We start from the raw sequence: 17,405 nt of genomic DNA, 5'->3' as shown, positions 1-17,405 counted from the left end.
CGACCGGGTGCCGTCAGTGGAACTCGTGGACGACCTCGATCACGCCCACGATGTGCGCGTTGAACTCGTCCAACTCCTCTGCGGGAACCCACAGTTCGAGAATCGTCCGGCCGCCCGCCCGCTGGACCGGGTACCTGCGGAGGAACTCCGTGTCGACCTCGAAGCGGGTGACGTAGCCGGCGCCGTCGTGCTTCACGTTCCAGTCGCGGGCGATCCTCACCGCGTACTCCTCGTCGAGGACCGGGTAGAAGATCGGCTGCTCCGGCAGTCGCGGCGGCCAGGCCCGCCAGTCCGACCCGCGTACGAGCTCCAGCTCGACGGGGCCGGTGGGGCGCCACAGGGTCGTCGTCGGGCGGGGGCGGGCGGTCATGGCGGTTCGCTCTCTGCGTGGTGTCGGGGTCCTGAACCGTAGCGGTCGCCCCGTGGGGCGGGCACCTGGATTCCGCCGGCCCGGCCGCCGTGTCCGGTCCGCACGGGGGCCGGGCCCGGTGCCACGCCGCGGGCCCCGCACCCCACTGTCCTCCCGCACCTCGGCCGGCGGGCCGGCCTGCCCCGTGCGCGGAAGGCGGGCCCCCCCGCGGAAGGCTCGACGCCGGTGCCGGCCGCGAGGTGCTCGGGGAGGCCCGGACCGGCCGGTGGGCGGGGTTCTCGTGCCGGGACGGCCGGGAAGGGCCCGTCCAGGGTCCTCAGACCGTGGACGGGCCCTTCCGCGGCCGTCCCGGGGGCTCGGCGGCGTCGGTGGAGGTCACTCCTCCAGCGTCAGCCCGCGCCGCAGCCGGCCGAGGGTGCGGGAGAGCAGCCGGGACACGTGCATCTGCGAGATGCCGAGTTCCGCGCCGATCTCCGACTGGGTGAGGCCGGAGACGAAGCGGAGGGAGAGGATCTGCCGCTCGCGGTCGGACAGCGAGGCGATCATCGGCTTGAGGGAGGCGATGTACTCGATGCCGGTGAGGCCGTGGTCCTCGTAGCCGAGCCGGTCGGCGAGCGCGGCCTCGCCGCCGGCGCCGTCCTCCTCGTCGGGCTGCGCGTCGAGCGAGGCCGCCGTGTAGGCGTTGCTGGCGGCCATGCCCTCGATGACCTCCTGCTGCTCGATGCCGAGCTCCTCGGCGAGTTCCGCGACGGTCGGGGCGCGGTCGAGGCGCTGGGCGAGCGCGTCACCGGCCCTGGCGAGGTCGAGCCGGAGCTCCTGGAGCCTGCGGGGTACGTGCACGGACCACGAGGTGTCGCGGAAGAAGCGCTTGATCTCGCCGATGATCGTCGGCATCGCGAAGGTCGGGAACTCGACGCCACGGGTCAGTTCGAAGCGGTCGATCGCCTTGATGAGGCCGATGGTGCCGACCTGGACGATGTCCTCCATGGGCTCGCTGCGGGTGCCGAAGCGGGCGGCGGCGAACCTGACGAGGGCGAGGTTGAGTTCGACGAGGGTGTTGCGGACGTACGCGTGTGCATGGGTGCCCTCCTCCAGCTCGGAGAGCCGGGCGAAGAGCTGCTTCGACAGGGCACGGGAGTCGGCCGGGGCGATCCGGTCGAGCGGGGTGTCGTGCAGGTGGTCGGGCAGTTCGACGGCAGGGTGCTGGGGGAGTGCTGCCGACGGCGCGTCGGGGGTACGCGGGGCGTCGAGCCGGGGTGACATGGGTCTCCTTCTGGTGCTTCTCGCTGCGGTTTGCGGCGCCTCCAAAGCCGGCCGGGTCGGACGTTCCCTTCTAGCCCTACCGGGTCGACCCGGATCGTTGCAAGTGGCAATAATCCGTTTCGTTCCGATATGAGAAGTACCTCATGTGCATCGGAGGGCATGCCGCTTGTAGGGTTCGGTGCACATCAGTCGGCATCCGCGAGAGCGAAAGAGGCACGGCCATGGACCGCCAGCACATCGGCAGCGCGCCGCCCGCGCGACTGCGGGTCGAGGTCCGGGACGTGGCGGGGAGCACGCTCCTCACGCCCGTCGGTGAGCTCGACCACCACACCGCCGACCTGCTGCGCGCGCCCCTGGACGACGCCCTCGACGAGGGTAGCGCGCGGCTCGTCGTCGACTGCTCGGGCCTGGAGTTCTGCGACTCGACCGGGCTCAACGTCCTGCTCGGCGCCCGGCTGAGGGCGGACGCCGCCGGCGGGGGCGTCCATCTGGTGGCGATGCCGCCCGCGGTGGCCCGTGTGTTCCACATCACGGGCGCGGACGCCGTCTTCACCGTCCACGAGACGCTCGCCACGGCCCTCCCGGACTGAACGCCCCTCGCACGACCGCTCGGCCACCCCCGGTGGCGCCCGTACATTCCCACTCCTCCGTCCCGTCGATAGGTGAGGTGAAGCGTTGATGGACCAAGCTTCCGACGTCCGTACGCTCGCCCTCGGCGAGACCAGCGGCACCGTGCCGCTCGCGCGCGACTTCACGCGGACGGCGCTCCACGAATGGGGCTGGCTGCCGGCCGCCACCGCCGACCGCCGGGCCGCCGCCGAGGACGTCCTGCTGGTCGTCTCCGAGCTGGTCACCAACGCCTGTCTGCACGCCGAGGGCCCCGAACAGCTGCGCGTCCTGCGGCTGCCCCGGGCGCTCCGCCTCGAAGTCACCGACCGCGGCGCCGGGCAGCCCGCGCCGCGCACCCCGCACCGGTCCGGGCGGCCGGGCGGGCACGGCATGTTCATCGTGCAGCGGCTCTGCCTGGACTGGGGCATCGACCGCACCCCGGGGGCCCCCGGCAAGACGGTCTGGGCCGAACTGGCCGCACCCGTCTAGGACTTTCACAAGTCCACCCGTTCCCCTGCCTTCCCTCCTCGGGGCCCCGGGCGTACCTTGACGGCCGATCTGAAAGACCGTCAGTTACGTTGCGGTGAGGGGTGCTCGGGGTGTCCAAGGTGCCGAACCGGAGGAGAACGGCCGCCGCGCTCACGGCGGCGGCCGCGGTGGCGGGCGCGACCGTGCTGGCCGGAGCACCGGCCGCCCGCGCGGCCGTCGTCGACGTGAACTACGCCTGCGAGACGAAGATCGGCCCCAAGGACGCCGTCTCGCCCGTCGACGTCAAGGCCGTGAAGAGCGGCAGCGCCTACACGATCACCATGTCGTTCGACAAAGGGGTCTCCGACAGCCCGGTCGAGCTCCCCAAGGGCGTCATGACCCCGCGCGCCGAGCTCGTCCTCGGCGGGGACGCGAGCGGCACGGTGAAGGTCACGGGAACGCCCAACACGGCCGCCGTCCCGCCCGACACCCCGATCAGGATCGGCACGCTGACCGGCACGTTCACCCCGAAGAAGGACGGCAGGGTCACCTTCACGGCAGGCACCCTCACCGTGCACGCCCTCGGCATGGACGCGGCCGTCTGCACGCCGAAGAACAACCCGAAGCCGTCGCTGGAACTCCAGGTCACCGGGGTCTCCGGCGGAGACCCCGGTGACGCCGCCCCGCCGCCCGCCGACGGCTCCGGGGGCTCCGGGGGCTCCGGCGGCGAGCTGCCCAGGACCGGCCCGCTGGACTCCGCCCCGGCGCTCGGCACCCTCGGCGGCACCGTCCTGCTGACCGGCGCCGCCGGAGTCCTCTGGCTCACGCGGCGCACGGCACGCTGATGCGGACGGCGGACCGCGCCGGCCGCCGGCCGGCGCGCCCCTCGGGGCTCGTCGCCGCCGCCCTCGCCCTCCTCGGCGCGGTGGCGGCGGCGCCGCCCGGCGCCGGGGACTGGACGGCGGCGCCCGCCGCCGGACGGCCGTACGCCTACCTGGAGGGCCCGGCGGGCAGCGTCCTCCAGGACACCCTGTCGGTCACCAACCCCGGCACCGCGCCCCTCACCGTCCGTCTCAGCGGCCAGGGCGCCCCGGTGTCCTTCGCCGCGCCGACCGTGCGCGTGCCCGCCGGGACCCGGGCCGACGTGCCCTTCGCCGTGACCGTCACCGCGGACACCCCGCCCGGCGAACACCGCGGCACCGTCCGGGCCTCGGCCGCCGGCCGGGAGGTCCGCGTCGACCTGCGGCTACGGGTCAGCGGACCGCGCCTCGCCGCCCTCACCGTCGAGGACGTCCACGTCGACGAGGCCACCGGCGACCTCCGCTACACCCTGGTCAACCGCGGCACCACGGTCCTCGCCCCGCGCCTCGCGGTCCACGCCGAGGGACTCCTCGGCACCCTCCTCGACCGACCGGACCGCCCCCTGCCGCTCACCCTGCGCCCCGGCGAGCGGGCCGCCCGGACCGAACCCTGGCCCGACCCGCCCGCCCTCGACTCCGTCACCGTGCGGCTGACGGCCACCGCACCGGGCGCCGCCCCCGCCACCGCCCGCGCCGAAGCCGCCTTCGTCCCGGGCCCCGCGCCGGCGGGAGCGGCCGGACTGCTCGTCGCGGCGGCGGCGGCCGGAGCCGGGTACGCGGTACGACGGCGCGGAAAGACCCGTACCCAGCCGGCGCCGGAGGCACCATGAGGACGATCCGTACGGCCGCCGCCCTCCTCGCCGCCCTCGCCCTCGTCCTGCTGCCCGCCGCCCCCGCGGCGACGGCGGCCCCGGGGCCGGTGGTCGAGCTCTCCGAGACGGAGGGCGGCAAGGGCGGCGAGATCACCGTCAGCGGCAGCGGCTGGAAGCCCGGCGCGCTGCTCATGCTCCTGATCTGCGGCCAGGGCGCCCCCGGCAAGGGCGTCATCGGCGGCACCAACTCCTGCGCCAACGCCGAGGGCCGGGCCGCCACCGTCGACGCCAGGGGCGCGTTCAGCGCGAAGCTCCCCGTCGCCGAACCGCCCAAGCCCTGTCCCTGCGTGGTGCACGTCGCCGGGGTCACCGGACAACAGGACGCCGTCGACAAGGAGTTCACGGTCGCCGGCCACCCCACGGCCCCGCTCCCCGAGGCCTCCGGCGACGGCCGCCTCGCCGTCCTCGCCGCCGTCCGGCTCGACGGTTCCAGCGGGCTCCTCGTCCGGTTCGGGGCGCCCCCGCACCGTGAGGTCGTCTTCACCGTCGGCAACCTCGGCCCGGCCCCCGTCAAGGACCCGGTCTTCCAGGTCGGCACCAGCCACGGCGTCTTCGCCCCCCAGTACGAGGAACGCCAGTGGCGCGGCACGATCGCCCCCGGCGAGAAGGCCCTGATCCGCCTCCCCGTCGAGCTCACGGCCGGCGCGCACGGTGACTACCAGGTCTCCGTGAGGTACGCGGGCAAGGTCCTCGTCGAGCAGCCGTGGGGCGTCGGCAGGCCCTGGGGCGTGATCCTCTTCTGGGCGCTCCTCGCCGTCGTGGTGCCCGCCGCGCTGTTCCGGATCGGCATGGCCGTGGTCGACCGCGCGCGGCCCGCTTCCGGGGCCGGCCGGGCCCCGGCCCCCAGGACCCGGACGGGGCCGCGCGGACGCCGTCGCGCCCCGGCCCGTACACCCGCTTCCGCCCCCGCTCCGGGGGACGGGGAGACGACCGCGGCCCTGCCGTGGTTCAGCCCTGACTCCGCACCGTCAGCGCCAGAGAGCAGCAGCCCGACGACGAAGGGACAGGTGTGAGTACGCAACGGAGGATGAGCGCGGCCGGAGTCGCGCTGATGCTCGGCGGCGCGGGGATCCTGGGTGCCGCCGGCCCCGCCCGGGCCGCCGAGGTGGGTTACGCGACGGAGTGCGTCCCGCCGTCGATCTCGGGCCTTCCGCCCGTGCGGGGCACGACGAAGGTGCTGATCACCGCACCGGCGGAGGCCGAGGTCGGCGACGAGGTCGAGATCGTCTGGAAGACGGTCCAGGCCGCCTCGAAGAACCCCGACGTGCTCGACCTCGACAAGGACACGGTGAAGCCGACCGGCGTCCTCACCGTCGGCGGCGCGGGGAGCGGGACCGTCACGATGGAGGGACCTCGGCAGAACCCGCCGATCCCCAAGAACTCCCCGATGGTCCTGCCCGACATGAAGGGAAGGCTGAAGCTGGAGAAGGCGGGCGAGATCACGCTGACGCCCGGCAAGTACACGATCAACGTCTCCAAGCCCCTGTCGACGGACACCAAGTGCTCCCCGAAGGAGACGGTGCCGGTCGGCGCGACGATCAAGGTCACGGACGGCTCCTCGACCTCCGGCGGCGGTGCGACGACGTCGGGCGGCTCCACCGCGTCCGGTGGTGCGACGGCGTCGGGCGGCTCCTCGACCTCGGGCGGCACGACGACCGCGTCGGGCGGTACGACGGCGTCCGGCGGCACGACGACCGCGTCGGGCGGTACGACGGCGTCCGGCGGCTCGACCACCACGTCCGGCGGTACGAGTGCGACGGCGGGTGGCACCACCGCCACCGGAGGCGACACCGGTGGAAGCTCCGGCGGCTCCGGCGGGCGGACCGACTTCCCCGGCAAGCAGGTCGCGGTCCAGTTCTCCTGCCGGCCCCCCGGCCCCGCCTCGATCGCCTCCAAGGTGACGATCGACGCCAGGAGGAGCGGCAACGGCTACGACCTCACGGTCAAGACCGCCAAGGGCGTCATGGACAGCCCGGCGGCCCTGCCCGCCGGCGCCCTCAAGCCGTCCATGGAGGTCAGGCTCGGCGGTGCCGACAGCGGAACGGTGAAGGTCACCGGCCCCGCCAACGCGGCCCCCCTCGAAGCGGGCAAGCCGGTCGACCTGCCCGACATGAAGGGCACCTACGTCCCGGGGGCGACGGGCAGGTCCACCCTCGGACCCGGCGCGCTCACCATCAGCGTCTCGCTCGGCGGTTCGCCGATCGTCATCCCCTGCCAGGTCAAGGGCGCCGTACAGGCCTCCCTGACGCTGGACACCAGCAAGCAGGCCGGCGGCGCCTCCGGAGGCTCCGACGGCGGGACGGACACGAGCGCCGCCTCGGGCTCCTCCGGGTCCGGCTCCGGCGGCTCCGACGGCGGGAACCTCGCCCACACCGGCGCGGACGACGACGGGGCCCTGCGCGCCCTCGCCCTCGTCGCGGGCACGGTCGTCCTGGTCGGCGGCGCGGTCTTCACCTTCACCCCCTGGGCGCGCCTCAGGCGGTGAGGAACGACGGAGGGCCCGTCGCACCGGTGCGGTGCGACGGGCCCTCCGTGCGGGCGGGTGACGTCAGTGGACGCTGCCCATGAGGCTCTGGACCTTCTTGCGGTACATGTAGATCGCGAAGCCCGCGAGGACGGCCAGCGCGGCCTCCAGCGCGATGATCCCGGTGCCGTTCAGGTCGACGCCGGCCAGCGAGAGCAGGCCCGTGGCGCAGTCACCGGCGGTGACGGCGAGGAACCAGACGCCCATCATCTGGGAGGCGTACTTCTGCGGCGCCATCTTCGTCGTGACGGAGAGGCCGACGGGGGAGAGGCACAGCTCACCGATGGTCTGGATCATGTAGATCGTGACCAGCCACATCGGGGAGACCTTGGTGCCGTCGCCCGCCATGTTCATCGGGACGATGAAGACGAAGAAGGACGCGCCGACCAGGACCAGGCCCATCGTGAACTTCACGATGGTGTTCGGCTCCTGGTTCTTGCGGGCCAGCCACAGCCACAGCCAGGCGAAGACCGGGGCCAGCGCCATGACGAACAGCGGGTTCAGCGACTGGTACCAGGTGGCCGGGAAGCCGAAGCCGAAGACGGTGTCGGCGGTCTTGTCGTCCGCGAACAGCGACAGGGTCGAGCCGCCCTGGTCGTAGATCATCCAGAAGACGGCGGCGGCGACGAAGAACCAGATGTAGCCGGTCATCTTCGACTGCTCGGTGCGGTCCAGGTCCTTGTCGCGCTTGATGCGGACGAGGACGGCGATCGGGATGATCAGACCGGCGAGGGTGATCGGGACGAGCGCCCAGTTCAGGGTGTACATGCCGAGGGCGACGACGACGCCGTAGAAGGCGGCGGCGAGCACGACGACGAGCGCGACCTTGACGAGGATGCCCTTGCGCTCGGCCGGGGAGAGCGGGTTCGGGACGATGGTGCTCTTCGCGCTGAGGTGCTTCGTGCCGAAGAGGAACTGGACCAGGCCGACGCCCATGCCCAGCGCGGCGAGCGCGAAGCCGAGGTGCCAGTTGACCTTCTCGCCGACGGTGCCGACCACGAACGGCGCCACGAAGGCACCGAGGTTGATGCCGACGTAGAAGAGCGTGAAGCCGCCGTCGCGGCGCGGGTCGTCCGGGCCGTCGTAGAGGTGGCCGACCATCGTGGAGATGTTGGCCTTGAGCAGACCGGAGCCGACGGCGACCAGCGCCAGGCCGACGAAGAACATCGCCTGACCGGGGAGGGCCAGCGAGGCGTGACCGGCCATGATCACGAAACCGGCGATGGTGACGGTCTTGCGGGCGCCCCAGACGCGGTCGCCGAACCAGCCGCCGGGCATGGCCATCAGGTAGACCATCGAGACGTACACCGAGTAGATGGCCGTCGACGTGGCCGCCGTCATGGCGAGGCCGCCACCCTGGCTGCCGGTCGCCGCGTCCGCGCCGCCCGAGACCAGGTACAGAACGAGAAGGGCCCGCATGCCGTAGTAGGAGAAGCGCTCCCACATCTCGGTCATGAAGAGGGTGGCCAGACCACGGGGGTGGCCGAAGAACGTCTTCTCGGAACCAGAGGTTCCGGTCGAAGTCGTCGTCAGGCTGGACGCCATGTCGATCCTTGCTCTGTCGGGACGCACGCCTTGTGAGCGTGATGCGCCCGGTGGGGGAGGCCGGCACCGGCGGGGTCGAGGGACTCCGCCGGGATCCACGCCCCGGCAGGCGCGTGTGCGCGCTCCGGGACCCGGCCCACAGGTCTTCACCGTCTCCAGGCTCGGCCGGGCCGACCCTACGCAGAAAGAGGACCCTGGGCCGCGAAGCTGGCCAAAGGTCCCCGATTACCGCTACTGACGTATCGCCACCATACGACACGACAGGGTCGGATATGGAAGGACTTGAGAGATGGATCACAGGTGACGAGGGAACCGTACGCGATCTTTCGAAGGTCATCCGTAGGATGCCCACAAGATCCCCAGGGGTCGTTCGGGCCCGGTGGATCCCGCCCCGGCCCGGGCGCCGTGCGGACTACCATCACCCCATGACCCGTGTACTGCTCGCCGAGGACGACGCATCCATCTCGGAACCGCTGGCCCGCGCCCTGCGGAGAGAGGGGTACGAGGTCGAGGTCCGCGAGGACGGCCCCACCGCCCTCGACGCCGGCCTCCAGGGCGGGGTCGACCTGGTCGTGCTCGACCTGGGCCTGCCCGGCATGGACGGCCTGGAGGTCGCCCGCCGGCTGCGCGCCGAGGGCCACACGGTCCCGATCCTGGTCCTCACCGCCCGCGCGGACGAGGTCGACACCGTCGTCGGGCTCGACGCGGGCGCCGACGACTACGTCACCAAGCCCTTCCGGCTCGCCGAGCTCCTCGCCCGCGTCCGGGCCCTGCTCCGGCGCGGCTCCACCGAGCCCGCCGCCGCCCCCGCGACCCACGGCGTCCGGATCGACGTCGAGTCGCACCGCGCCTGGATGGGCGACGAGGAGCTCCAGCTCACCGCGAAGGAGTTCGACCTCCTCCGCGTCCTGGTCCGGGACGCCGGCCGGGTCGTCACCCGCGACCAGCTGATGCGCGAGGTCTGGGACACCACCTGGTGGTCCTCCACCAAGACCCTCGACATGCACATCTCCTGGCTGCGCAAGAAGCTCGGCGACGACGCGGCGAACCCCCGCTACATCGCCACGGTCCGAGGAGTCGGCTTCCGCTTCGAGAAGAGCTAGCCCGCCGCCCCCGCCCCCGCCCGTGTGGGCCATCGTTCCGCAGGGCGGAACGGGCGGGCGCACGGGACGGCGCCCCCTGCCGGGCCTGCGCCTCCGCGCCCGGACCCGCACCGCGGGGACGCCTCCCGCGCCCGGACCCGCACCGCAGGGGCGCCGCATTCCCCCAGCACCCCCCGGAGGGCCCGTGCGCCGCCGCCTGATCAACTCCACGCTCGCCGTCGTCCTCGTCGTCATCGCGGTCTTCGGCGTCTCCCTGGTCGCCGTCGAGACCCGCACGATCTCCAGCAGCGCCCAGGAGAGCGTGGACTCGGAGGCGCTGAGGCTCGTCTCCATCGTCGACAGCCGGCTCATCGGCGGCGAGCCGGTCAATCCGGACATCCTCGCCGAGCAGGGCGGCGCCAAGCGGTACGCCCGGATCGGCATCCCCGGCCGCGACACCATCGAGATCGGCGTCCGCCCCGACGGCGAGGTCATCCGGGGCACCGCCCACGGCGAGCGCGGCGAGACCGTGGTCGTCGAGGAGTCCCGCTCCGCGGTGACCGCCGAGGTCGGCCGCACCCTGCTGATCATCGGCGCGGTGGCCCTGCTCGCGGTCGTCGCCGCCGTCCTCCTCGCCGTACGGCAGGCCGACAAGCTGGCGTCCCCGCTCACGGACCTCGCCGAGACCGCCGAGCGGCTCGGCTCCGGCGACCCGCGGCCCCGGCACAAGCGGTACGGGGTGCCCGAGCTGGACCGGGTCGCGGACGTCCTCGACGCCTCCGCCGAGCGCATCGCCCGGATGCTCACCGCCGAGCGCCGGCTCGCCGCCGACGCCTCCCACCAGCTCCGTACGCCCCTCACCGCGCTCTCCATGCGCCTGGAGGAGGTCTCCATGGCCGACGACCTCGGCACGGTCAGGGAGGAGGCGACGATCGCGCTCACCCAGGTCGAGCGGCTCACGGACGTCGTCGAGCGGCTCCTCACCAACGCCCGGGACCCCCGCACCGGCTCCGCCGTCGCCTTCGACCTCGACGAGGTCATCAAGCAGCAGATCGAGGAGTGGCGCCCGGCCTACCGCAGCGCGGGGCGGGCCATCGTGCACTCCGGCAAGCAGGGCATGCGGGCGGTCGGCACCCCGGGCGCGGTCGCCCAGGTCCTCGCCGCCCTGATCGAGAACTCGCTCATGCACGGCGGCGGCACGGTCGCCCTGCGCACCCGCGTCACCGGCAACCAGTCGGTGATCGAGGTCACCGACGAGGGCCCGGGCGTCCCCGCCGACCTCGGCGCGAGGATCTTCGAGCGGGCGGTGAGCGGGCGCAGCTCGACGGGGATCGGCCTCGCGGTGGCCCGGGACCTGGCGGAGGCGGACGGCGGCCGTCTCGAACTGCTCCAGCAGCAGCCGCCGGTCTTCGCTCTCTTCCTGAGCCGCGAGGTCAGGAGCGTCACGACGGAGCCGCAGGAGCGCCCCGTGCGGTAGGACCTCGCCGGAAGGGCGGGTCAGACGTGGTCCGGCTGGCGGCGGACCGCCTGCCGGGGGGTCTTCTCCAGGAACGATTCGGCGGTCTGCACGGCCTCCTTCGCCGGCAGTGCGCGGAACACCCACGTGCGGTACGACCAGAAGCGGAACAGGGTCGCGACGCCGATGCCGAAGAACTTGAAGAAGTTGCTCTGCAGCGGGGTGTCCCAGCCGAAGCCGTACGTCGCCGCGTACAGCAGGCCGTTCTGGATCACCAGGCCGACCAGGCTGAAGAGGAGGAAGAGCACCAGTTCCTTGGTGCGGCTGCTCTTGTCCCGGTCCCGGTAGGTGAAGTACCGGAAGCCGAGGTAGTTGAACACGATCGCCACCACGGTGGCGACGATGCTCGCCCGCACGACCGGCAGCTCCGTGAAGTGACGGACGAGGTTGAACACGCCGAGGTCGACCAGGACGCCGACGGCCCCCACGGCACCGAACTTGGCGACCTCGCGGACGAGCCCCTCGAGTCGCGTACGCAGTGCGCCGGGTTCGCTCATGGTGATCGCTGTGTCCGTCCGTCCGGATGACGTCCGGGCGACGTCAACCCATCCATGCTAACCAGGGCCCCTGTCACCCGCCCGTGTAGCTCGAAAACCTGTGGACAACCCGTTTCCCGGGCATGTCCTACCCACTCGGAGCTTGTGCCAAAGCACAGCCGGACGAGTGTTCCCCGATGGTGCGGATACCCTAAGAGGGTGACGTTCCCCGTAGTAGGCATGGTCGGAGGCGGGCAGCTCGCCCGTATGACCCACGAGGCGGGTATCCCCCTCGGCATCAAGTTCAAGCTCCTCAGCGACACCCCGCAGGACTCCGCGGCCCAGGTGGTGAGCGAGGTCGTCCTGGGCGACTACCGCGACCTGGACACGCTGCGTGACTTCGCGCGCGGCTGCGACGTGATCACCTTCGATCACGAGCACGTGCCCGCGGAGCACCTGGCGGCCCTGGAGGCGGACGGCGTCGTCATCCGCCCCGGCCGCGAGGCCCTCGTGCACGCGCAGGACAAGGGGGTGATGCGCGCGCGGCTCGACGAGATCGGCGCGCCCAGCCCCCGGCACCGCATCGTGGCCGACCCGGCCGACGCCGCGGCCTTCGCGGCCGAGGTCGGCGGTTTCCCGATCATCCTGAAGACCGTGCGCGGCGGCTACGACGGCAAGGGCGTCTGGTTCGTCCGCACGCCCGAGGACGCCCACGACCCCTTCCGCGCCGGGGTCCCGGTCCTCGCCGAGGAGAAGGTCGACTTCGTCCGCGAGCTCGCGGCGAACATCGTCCGCTCCCCGCACGGCCAGGCCGTCGCCTACCCCGTCGTCGAGTCCCGCCAGGTCGACGGCGTCTGCGACACGGTCATCGCGCCCGCGCCCGGCCTCGACGAGGAGCTCGCGGGGCAGGCGCAGGAGCTGGCCCTGCGGATCGCCAAGGAGCTGGGCGTCGTCGGCCACCTCGCCGTCGAGCTGTTCCAGACGAAGGACGGCCGCATCCTCGTCAACGAACTGGCGATGCGCCCGCACAACTCCGGCCACTGGACCCAGGACGGGGCGGTCACCTCGCAGTTCGCCAACCACGTCCGGGCGGTTCTCGACCTGCCCCTCGGCGATCCGCGTCCGCGCGCGCCGTGGACCGTGATGTGCAATGTCCTGGGCGGCGACTACCCGGACATGTACTCCGCGTACCTGCACTGCATGGCCAGGGACCCGCAGCTCAAGATCCACATGTACGGCAAGGACGTGAAGCCCGGTCGCAAGGTGGGCCACGTCAACACCTACGGCGACGACCTCGACGACGTGCTGGAGCGCGCCCGTCACGCCGCCGGCTATCTGCGAGGAACGATCGTTGAGTAATCCGCTCATTGGCATCGTCATGGGATCCGACTCCGACTGGCCCGTGATGGAGGCCGCGGCGCAGGCCCTGGACGAGTTCGAGATCCCGTACGAGGTCGACGTCGTCTCCGCGCACCGGATGCCGCGCGAGATGATCGCGTACGGCGAGGAGGCCGCGGGCCGCGGCCTCAAGGCGATCATCGCGGGCGCCGGCGGCGCCGCCCACCTCCCGGGCATGCTCGCCTCCGTCACCCCGCTGCCCGTCATCGGCGTGCCGGTGCCGCTGAAGTACCTCGACGGCATGGACTCGCTGCTCTCCATCGTGCAGATGCCGGCCGGCGTCCCCGTCGCCACGGTCTCCGTCGCCGGCGCGCGCAACGCGGGCCTGCTCGCGGCCCGGATGCTCGCCGCCCACGACCCCGGGCTGCTCGCCCGGATGACCGAGTTCCAGCGGGAGCTCAACGACCAGGCCACCGAGAAGGGCAAGCGCCTGCGGGCCAAGGTCGAGGGCGCGGAGTCCTTCGGCTTCGCCAGGTGAGCGCGGCCGACCGTCTGGAGGAGGCCCGCGAGCTGCTCGCGGGCCACCCCGTCGTCGACGGCCACAACGACCTCCCGTGGGCGCTGCGCGAGCACGTGCGCTACGACCTGGACCGGATGGACATCGGCGCGGACCAGACCGGCGCGCTCCACACCGACCTCGCCCGGCTCCGGGCCGGCGGCGTCGGCGCCCAGTTCTGGTCGGTGTACGTGTCCTGCCGGCTGGCCGGGGACGACGCGGTCAGCGCGACCCTGGAGCAGATCGACGTCGTCGACCAGCTCCTCGACCGGTACGCCGCCGACCTCGCCCCCGCCCTCACGGCGGACGACATGGAGGCGGCCCGGAAGCAGGGCCGCATCGCCTCCCTCAAGGGCGCCGAGGGCGGCCACTCGATCAACAACTCCCTCGCCACCCTGCGCGCGCTGCACGCCCTCGGCGTGCGCTACATGACGCTCACGCACAACGACAACACCGACTGGGCGGACTCGGCGACCGACGAGCCCGGCGTCGGCGGACTCTCCGCCTTCGGCCGGCAGGTCGTCCGCGAGATGAACCGCTCCGGCATGCTGGTCGACCTCTCGCACGTCGCCGCGACGACGATGCGGGACGCGCTCGACGCCACGGCGGCGCCGGTGATCTTCTCGCACTCCTCGTCCCGCGCGGTCTGCGACCACCCGCGGAACGTCCCGGACGACGTCCTGGAGCGGCTGCCCGGGAACGGCGGCGTCGCGATGGCCACCTTCGTGCCCAAGTTCATCCTCCCCGCGGCGGTCGAGTGGACGGCCCGGGCCGACGACAACCTCCGGGCGCACGGCTTCGACCACCTCGACACCACCCCCGAGGCGATGCGGCTGCACCGCGCCTTCGAGGAGGCGAACCCCCGCCCGATCGCCACCGCCGCGACGGTCGCCGACCACCTCGACCACATGCGCGAGGTCGCCGGCGTCGACCACATCGGCATCGGCGGCGACTACGACGGCACGGCCTTCACGCCGGCCGGTCTCGACGACGTCGCCGGCTACCCGAACCTGATCGCGGAGCTCCTGCACCGCGGCTGGTCCCGCCCGGACCTGACCAAGCTGACCTGGTCCAACGCGGTCCGCGTCCTGAGGGACGCGGAAGCGGTCTCCCGCGACCTGAAGGCCCGCACGGCCCCGTCGAACGCGACGATCGACGCGCTCGACGCTCCGTAGGGCCCGTCCGGCGGACCGGGGCCCGGCGGGCCCCGGCGGTCCTCACCCGGACGGTCCAGCCCGCCGAGCCCCCCGAGGGGGCCGGTGGCACGGTGGACGGTGCCGCCCCGCCGCGCTCGGCGGGGCGGTAGCGCATCGCCGAGTCCGGAGTCGCACCATGGCGGAACTGCTAGACGACCATCCCACCCTCTCCACCGTCCCTCCCGCCGCAGGCGTGACCACGCCCCGGGACCCGTCCCCGCCGCTCGACGGGACGGCTTCCCCGCCGCTCGACGGGACGGCTTCCCCATCGCTCGACGGGACGGCTTCCCCGCCGCTCGACGAGACGGCCCGGGCCCGCGCCCTGCTGGCCGCCCAGCCCGTCACCGAGGGGCACACCGAGCTTCCCGAGTCCCTCGACCCCGAGGACCTGCCGCCCGTCCGCGCCCCGGAGGCCGGGGCCCAGCTCTGGTCCCTGCACGTCGAGGAGGACGAGGGCGTCGTCGGGACCCTGCGGCGGATCGACTCGGTCCGCACCCTCGTCGCCACCTGCCCCGAGGACCTGCGCCTCGCGCACACCTCCTCCGAGCTGGCCGACGCCCGCAACTGCGGCCGCGTCGCCGCCCTGCTCGGTCCGGTCGGCTGGTCGGCCCTCGGCGGCTCGGCCGCCACGCTGCGGGCCTACCACGCCCTGGGCGTACGGGCCGTGAACCTCACCCGCTTCGACCGCTTCGCCCGCGGCGCCGTACGGGAGATGAACCGCATCGGACTGGCCGTGGACCTCTCCGGCGCCGACCCGGACACGGTCCGCAGCGCCCTCGCGGTCACCCGCGCCCCCGCCCTGCTGACCAGGGCGGCCCCGGAGGCCCTGCCGGACGACGTCCTGCGGCTCCTCGGCGGGAACGGCGCCGTCCTCATGGTCACCGTCACCGAGGACCCGGCGGCCGCCGCCGACGCCCTCGACCGGGTACGGGAGGCGGCGGGCCCGCAGTGCGTCGGCGTCTCCCGCGCCACCGCCCCGGCCGTCGGCTACGTGCCGCTCTTCGCCGAGCTGTTCCGCCGGGGCTGGACCGCGCAGGAACTGGTCGGCCTCGCCCACGCCAACGCCACCCGGGCGCTGCGGGAGACGGAGTTCCTGTCCCGGACGAACCGGATCCGGCGGGCCGCGGCCTGAACCGTGCGTACGGGAGAGGGGCGCACCGCCGGGCGGCGCGCCCCTCTCGCGTTCTCCCGTGCGTCAGGCGGTCGGGCGGCCCATCGCCCGGTACGTCCAGCCGGCCGCCCGCCACCGCTCGCCGTCGAGGGCGTTGCGGCCGTCGAGGAGCACCCGCGCCGCGGCGACCCCGGCCAGCTCCGCCGGGTCGAGCTCGCGGAACTCGCGCCACTCGGTCAGGTGCAGCACCACGTCCGCCCCGCGCACCGCCTCCAGGGCGGAGGAGGCGTAGCCGAGGGTGGGGAAGACCCGGCGGGCGTTCTCCATGCCCTTCGGGTCGTAGACGGTCACCTGGCCGCCCTGGAGGTGTATCTGGCCGGCCACGTTCAGGGCGGGGGAGTCGCGGACGTCGTCCGAGTCCGGCTTGAAGGTGGCGCCGAGCACGGCGACCCGGCGGCCCAGGAAGGTGGTGCCGCCGAGGGCCTCGCGGGCCATCTCGACCATCTGGCCGCGCCGCCGCATGTTGATCGAGTCGATCTCGCGGAGGAAGGTCAGGGCCTGGTCGGCGCCCAGCTCGCCCGCGCGGGCCATGAAGGCCCGGATGTCCTTCGGGAGGCAGCCGCCGCCGAAGCCGATGCCGGCGCGCAGGAACTTGGCGCCGATCCGGTCGTCGTGGCCGATGGCCTCCGCGAGCTTGGCGACGTCGCCGCCGGCGGCCTCGCAGACCTCGGCCATCGCGTTGATGAAGGAGATCTTGGTGGCGAGGAAGGAGTTGGCGGCCGTCTTCACCAGTTCGGCCGTGGGGAAGTCGGTCACCACGAACGGCGTGCCCTCGCCGACGGGGCCCGCGTACACCTCGCGGAGCGTCTTCTCGGCCCGCTCGCCGGAGCCGCGCACGCCGACCACGATCCGGTCCGGGCGCAGGGTGTCCTGGACGGCGAAGCCCTCCCGCAGGAACTCCGGGTTCCAGGCGAGGTCGACGCCTTCGGGCAGCAGGGCGGCGAGGCGTTCGGCCGAGCCGACCGGCACGGTCGACTTGCCGACGACCAGGGCCCCGGCGCGGACGACCCCGGCGAGGGAGGCGAAGGCGGCGTCCACGTAGCTCATGTCGCAGGCGTACTCGCCGTGCTTCTGCGGGGTGTTCACGCAGACGAAGTGCACGTCGCCGAAGGCGCCGACCTCCTCCCAGGAGGTGGTGAAGCGCAGCCGGCCGCTCGACCCCTCGATGCCGGCCACGTGCTTCGCGAGGAGATCCTCCAGGCCCGGCTCGTACATCGGGACGCGTCCGGCGGACAGCGTCTCGATCTTCTCGGGGACGACGTCCAGGCCGAGCACCTCGAAGCCCAGCTCCGCCATGGCCGCGGCGTGGGTGGCGCCGAGGTAGCCGGTGCCGATCACGGTGATCTTGAGGGCCATGCGGGACTCCAGGGAACGTCGGGCGGAATGCCTGCCCGAGCATAGTCGGGCCCTGGTACGGGGCCCGGTCACGCCCTACCATTTGGGTTACTTAACGGTAGTTAGCAAGCGTGGGAGTGAATGAGCGTGGCGGGTTCGACTGATTTCGACCTCTATCGGCCCTCGGAGGAGCACGACATGCTCCGGGAGTCGGTGCGTGCCCT

At 73.1% G+C, this 17,405-nt stretch carries 17 protein-coding genes; 12 read left to right on the top strand and 5 right to left on the bottom strand.

Translation table 11 applies throughout. The features are described from left to right. Positions 1-13: 13 nt before the first annotated feature. Positions 14-370, bottom strand: coding sequence for a hypothetical protein (locus IE180_RS22775; RefSeq protein WP_190158795.1), 357 nt, complete (start codon positions 368-370; stop codon positions 14-16). A gap of 375 nt (positions 371-745) precedes the next feature. Then, entirely contained in the window at positions 746-1,633 is an 888-nt protein-coding gene (locus IE180_RS22770; protein WP_190158794.1) for an RNA polymerase sigma factor SigF, read from the bottom strand. Positions 1,634-1,854: 221 nt separating this feature from the next. Between IE180_RS22770 and IE180_RS22765 the strand changes: the two genes are divergently transcribed. From IE180_RS22765 to IE180_RS22740, 6 genes are all read left to right on the top strand, one after another. After that, positions 1,855-2,223, top strand: coding sequence for an STAS domain-containing protein (locus tag IE180_RS22765; RefSeq protein WP_190158793.1), 369 nt, complete (start codon positions 1,855-1,857; stop codon positions 2,221-2,223). 88 nt (positions 2,224-2,311) lie between these two features. Next, positions 2,312-2,731, top strand: coding sequence for an ATP-binding protein (locus IE180_RS22760; RefSeq protein WP_190158792.1), 420 nt, complete (start codon positions 2,312-2,314; stop codon positions 2,729-2,731). Between the two features lie 119 nt (positions 2,732-2,850). Continuing rightward, positions 2,851-3,555 carry a peptidase gene (locus IE180_RS22755; RefSeq protein WP_190158985.1) on the top strand — a complete coding sequence of 235 codons (705 nt, stop codon included), beginning with the start codon at positions 2,851-2,853 and terminating at the stop codon, positions 3,553-3,555. Next, on the top strand, positions 3,555-4,400 hold the full coding sequence (locus IE180_RS22750; protein WP_190158791.1) for a COG1470 family protein: 846 nt from the start codon (positions 3,555-3,557) through the stop codon (positions 4,398-4,400). The genes IE180_RS22755 and IE180_RS22750 overlap by 1 nt, the downstream gene beginning before the upstream one ends. Continuing rightward, positions 4,397-5,455 (top strand): hypothetical protein, encoded by a 1,059-nt coding sequence (locus IE180_RS22745; RefSeq protein WP_190158790.1) that lies wholly within the window; start codon positions 4,397-4,399, stop codon positions 5,453-5,455. Before IE180_RS22750 ends, IE180_RS22745 begins: the two co-directional genes overlap by 4 nt. A 14-nt stretch (positions 5,456-5,469) precedes the next feature. Next, on the top strand, positions 5,470-6,927 hold the full coding sequence (locus tag IE180_RS22740; protein WP_190158789.1) for a hypothetical protein: 1,458 nt from the start codon (positions 5,470-5,472) through the stop codon (positions 6,925-6,927). 63 nt (positions 6,928-6,990) lie between these two features. Here IE180_RS22740 and IE180_RS22735 read toward each other — a convergent pair whose 3' ends face one another. Continuing rightward, positions 6,991-8,511 (bottom strand): peptide MFS transporter, encoded by a 1,521-nt coding sequence (locus IE180_RS22735; protein WP_190158788.1) that lies wholly within the window; start codon positions 8,509-8,511, stop codon positions 6,991-6,993. Between the two features lie 425 nt (positions 8,512-8,936). On the opposite strand from IE180_RS22735, the gene IE180_RS22730 reads away from it, so the two are divergent. After that, the gene (locus tag IE180_RS22730; protein WP_041129540.1) at positions 8,937-9,614 is read left to right on the top strand and encodes a response regulator transcription factor; all 678 of its coding nucleotides are present in this window, start codon (positions 8,937-8,939) and stop codon (positions 9,612-9,614) included. A 184-nt stretch (positions 9,615-9,798) separates the two neighbouring features. After that, a complete protein-coding gene (locus IE180_RS22725; protein ID WP_190158787.1) occupies positions 9,799-11,070 on the top strand; it encodes a sensor histidine kinase in 1,272 nt (423 codons plus the stop codon). A 20-nt stretch (positions 11,071-11,090) separates the two neighbouring features. Here IE180_RS22725 and IE180_RS22720 read toward each other — a convergent pair whose 3' ends face one another. Next, the gene (locus IE180_RS22720; protein WP_190158786.1) at positions 11,091-11,606 is read right to left on the bottom strand and encodes a GtrA family protein; all 516 of its coding nucleotides are present in this window, start codon (positions 11,604-11,606) and stop codon (positions 11,091-11,093) included. A 198-nt stretch (positions 11,607-11,804) separates the two neighbouring features. On the opposite strand from IE180_RS22720, the gene IE180_RS22715 reads away from it, so the two are divergent. The 4 genes from IE180_RS22715 (at position 11,805) to IE180_RS22700 (ending at position 15,807) form a co-directional block, all read left to right on the top strand. Then, positions 11,805-12,944 (top strand): 5-(carboxyamino)imidazole ribonucleotide synthase, encoded by a 1,140-nt coding sequence (locus IE180_RS22715; protein WP_190158785.1) that lies wholly within the window; start codon positions 11,805-11,807, stop codon positions 12,942-12,944. Between the two features lie 19 nt (positions 12,945-12,963). After that, positions 12,964-13,461: a 5-(carboxyamino)imidazole ribonucleotide mutase gene (gene purE / locus IE180_RS22710; RefSeq protein ID WP_190158784.1), complete on the top strand. Its 498-nt coding sequence runs from the start codon at positions 12,964-12,966 to the stop codon at positions 13,459-13,461. Continuing rightward, the gene (locus IE180_RS22705; RefSeq protein WP_190158783.1) at positions 13,458-14,654 is read left to right on the top strand and encodes a dipeptidase; all 1,197 of its coding nucleotides are present in this window, start codon (positions 13,458-13,460) and stop codon (positions 14,652-14,654) included. Before purE ends, IE180_RS22705 begins: the two co-directional genes overlap by 4 nt. Before the next feature lie 157 nt (positions 14,655-14,811). Beyond that, positions 14,812-15,807, top strand: coding sequence for a membrane dipeptidase (locus tag IE180_RS22700; RefSeq protein ID WP_190158782.1), 996 nt, complete (start codon positions 14,812-14,814; stop codon positions 15,805-15,807). Positions 15,808-15,870: 63 nt separating this feature from the next. On the opposite strand, the gene IE180_RS22695 is transcribed toward IE180_RS22700, so the two are convergent. Further along, positions 15,871-17,202, bottom strand: coding sequence for a UDP-glucose dehydrogenase family protein (locus IE180_RS22695; protein ID WP_190158781.1), 1,332 nt, complete (start codon positions 17,200-17,202; stop codon positions 15,871-15,873). Between the last annotated feature and the right edge of the window lie 203 nt (positions 17,203-17,405).

This window comes from Streptomyces litmocidini, from assembly GCF_014649755.1.
GTDB lineage: Bacteria > Actinomycetota > Actinomycetes > Streptomycetales > Streptomycetaceae > Streptomyces > Streptomyces litmocidini.
Note: the sequence above shows the minus strand (reverse complement) of the source record. Positions and strands in the feature narration are given on the sequence as shown.

What these genes read in the sequence shown, in the direction of transcription:
- IE180_RS22700 (WP_190158782.1), top strand. Translation starts at nt 14,812, where the DNA reads ATGGCGGAACTGCTAGACGACCATCCCACCCTCTCCACCGTCCCTCCC.
- IE180_RS22760 (WP_190158792.1), top strand. Translation starts at nt 2,312, where the DNA reads ATGGACCAAGCTTCCGACGTCCGTACGCTCGCCCTCGGCGAGACCAGC.
- IE180_RS22775 (WP_190158795.1), bottom strand. Translation starts at nt 370, where the DNA reads ATGACCGCCCGCCCCCGCCCGACGACGACCCTGTGGCGCCCCACCGGC.
- purE (WP_190158784.1), top strand. Translation starts at nt 12,964, where the DNA reads ATGGGATCCGACTCCGACTGGCCCGTGATGGAGGCCGCGGCGCAGGCC.
- IE180_RS22735 (WP_190158788.1), bottom strand. Translation starts at nt 8,511, where the DNA reads ATGGCGTCCAGCCTGACGACGACTTCGACCGGAACCTCTGGTTCCGAG.
- IE180_RS22765 (WP_190158793.1), top strand. Translation starts at nt 1,855, where the DNA reads ATGGACCGCCAGCACATCGGCAGCGCGCCGCCCGCGCGACTGCGGGTC.
- IE180_RS22745 (WP_190158790.1), top strand. Translation starts at nt 4,397, where the DNA reads ATGAGGACGATCCGTACGGCCGCCGCCCTCCTCGCCGCCCTCGCCCTC.
- IE180_RS22730 (WP_041129540.1), top strand. Translation starts at nt 8,937, where the DNA reads ATGACCCGTGTACTGCTCGCCGAGGACGACGCATCCATCTCGGAACCG.
- IE180_RS22740 (WP_190158789.1), top strand. Translation starts at nt 5,470, where the DNA reads ATGAGCGCGGCCGGAGTCGCGCTGATGCTCGGCGGCGCGGGGATCCTG.
- IE180_RS22750 (WP_190158791.1), top strand. Translation starts at nt 3,555, where the DNA reads ATGCGGACGGCGGACCGCGCCGGCCGCCGGCCGGCGCGCCCCTCGGGG.
- IE180_RS22770 (WP_190158794.1), bottom strand. Translation starts at nt 1,633, where the DNA reads ATGTCACCCCGGCTCGACGCCCCGCGTACCCCCGACGCGCCGTCGGCA.
- IE180_RS22720 (WP_190158786.1), bottom strand. Translation starts at nt 11,606, where the DNA reads ATGAGCGAACCCGGCGCACTGCGTACGCGACTCGAGGGGCTCGTCCGC.
- IE180_RS22695 (WP_190158781.1), bottom strand. Translation starts at nt 17,202, where the DNA reads ATGGCCCTCAAGATCACCGTGATCGGCACCGGCTACCTCGGCGCCACC.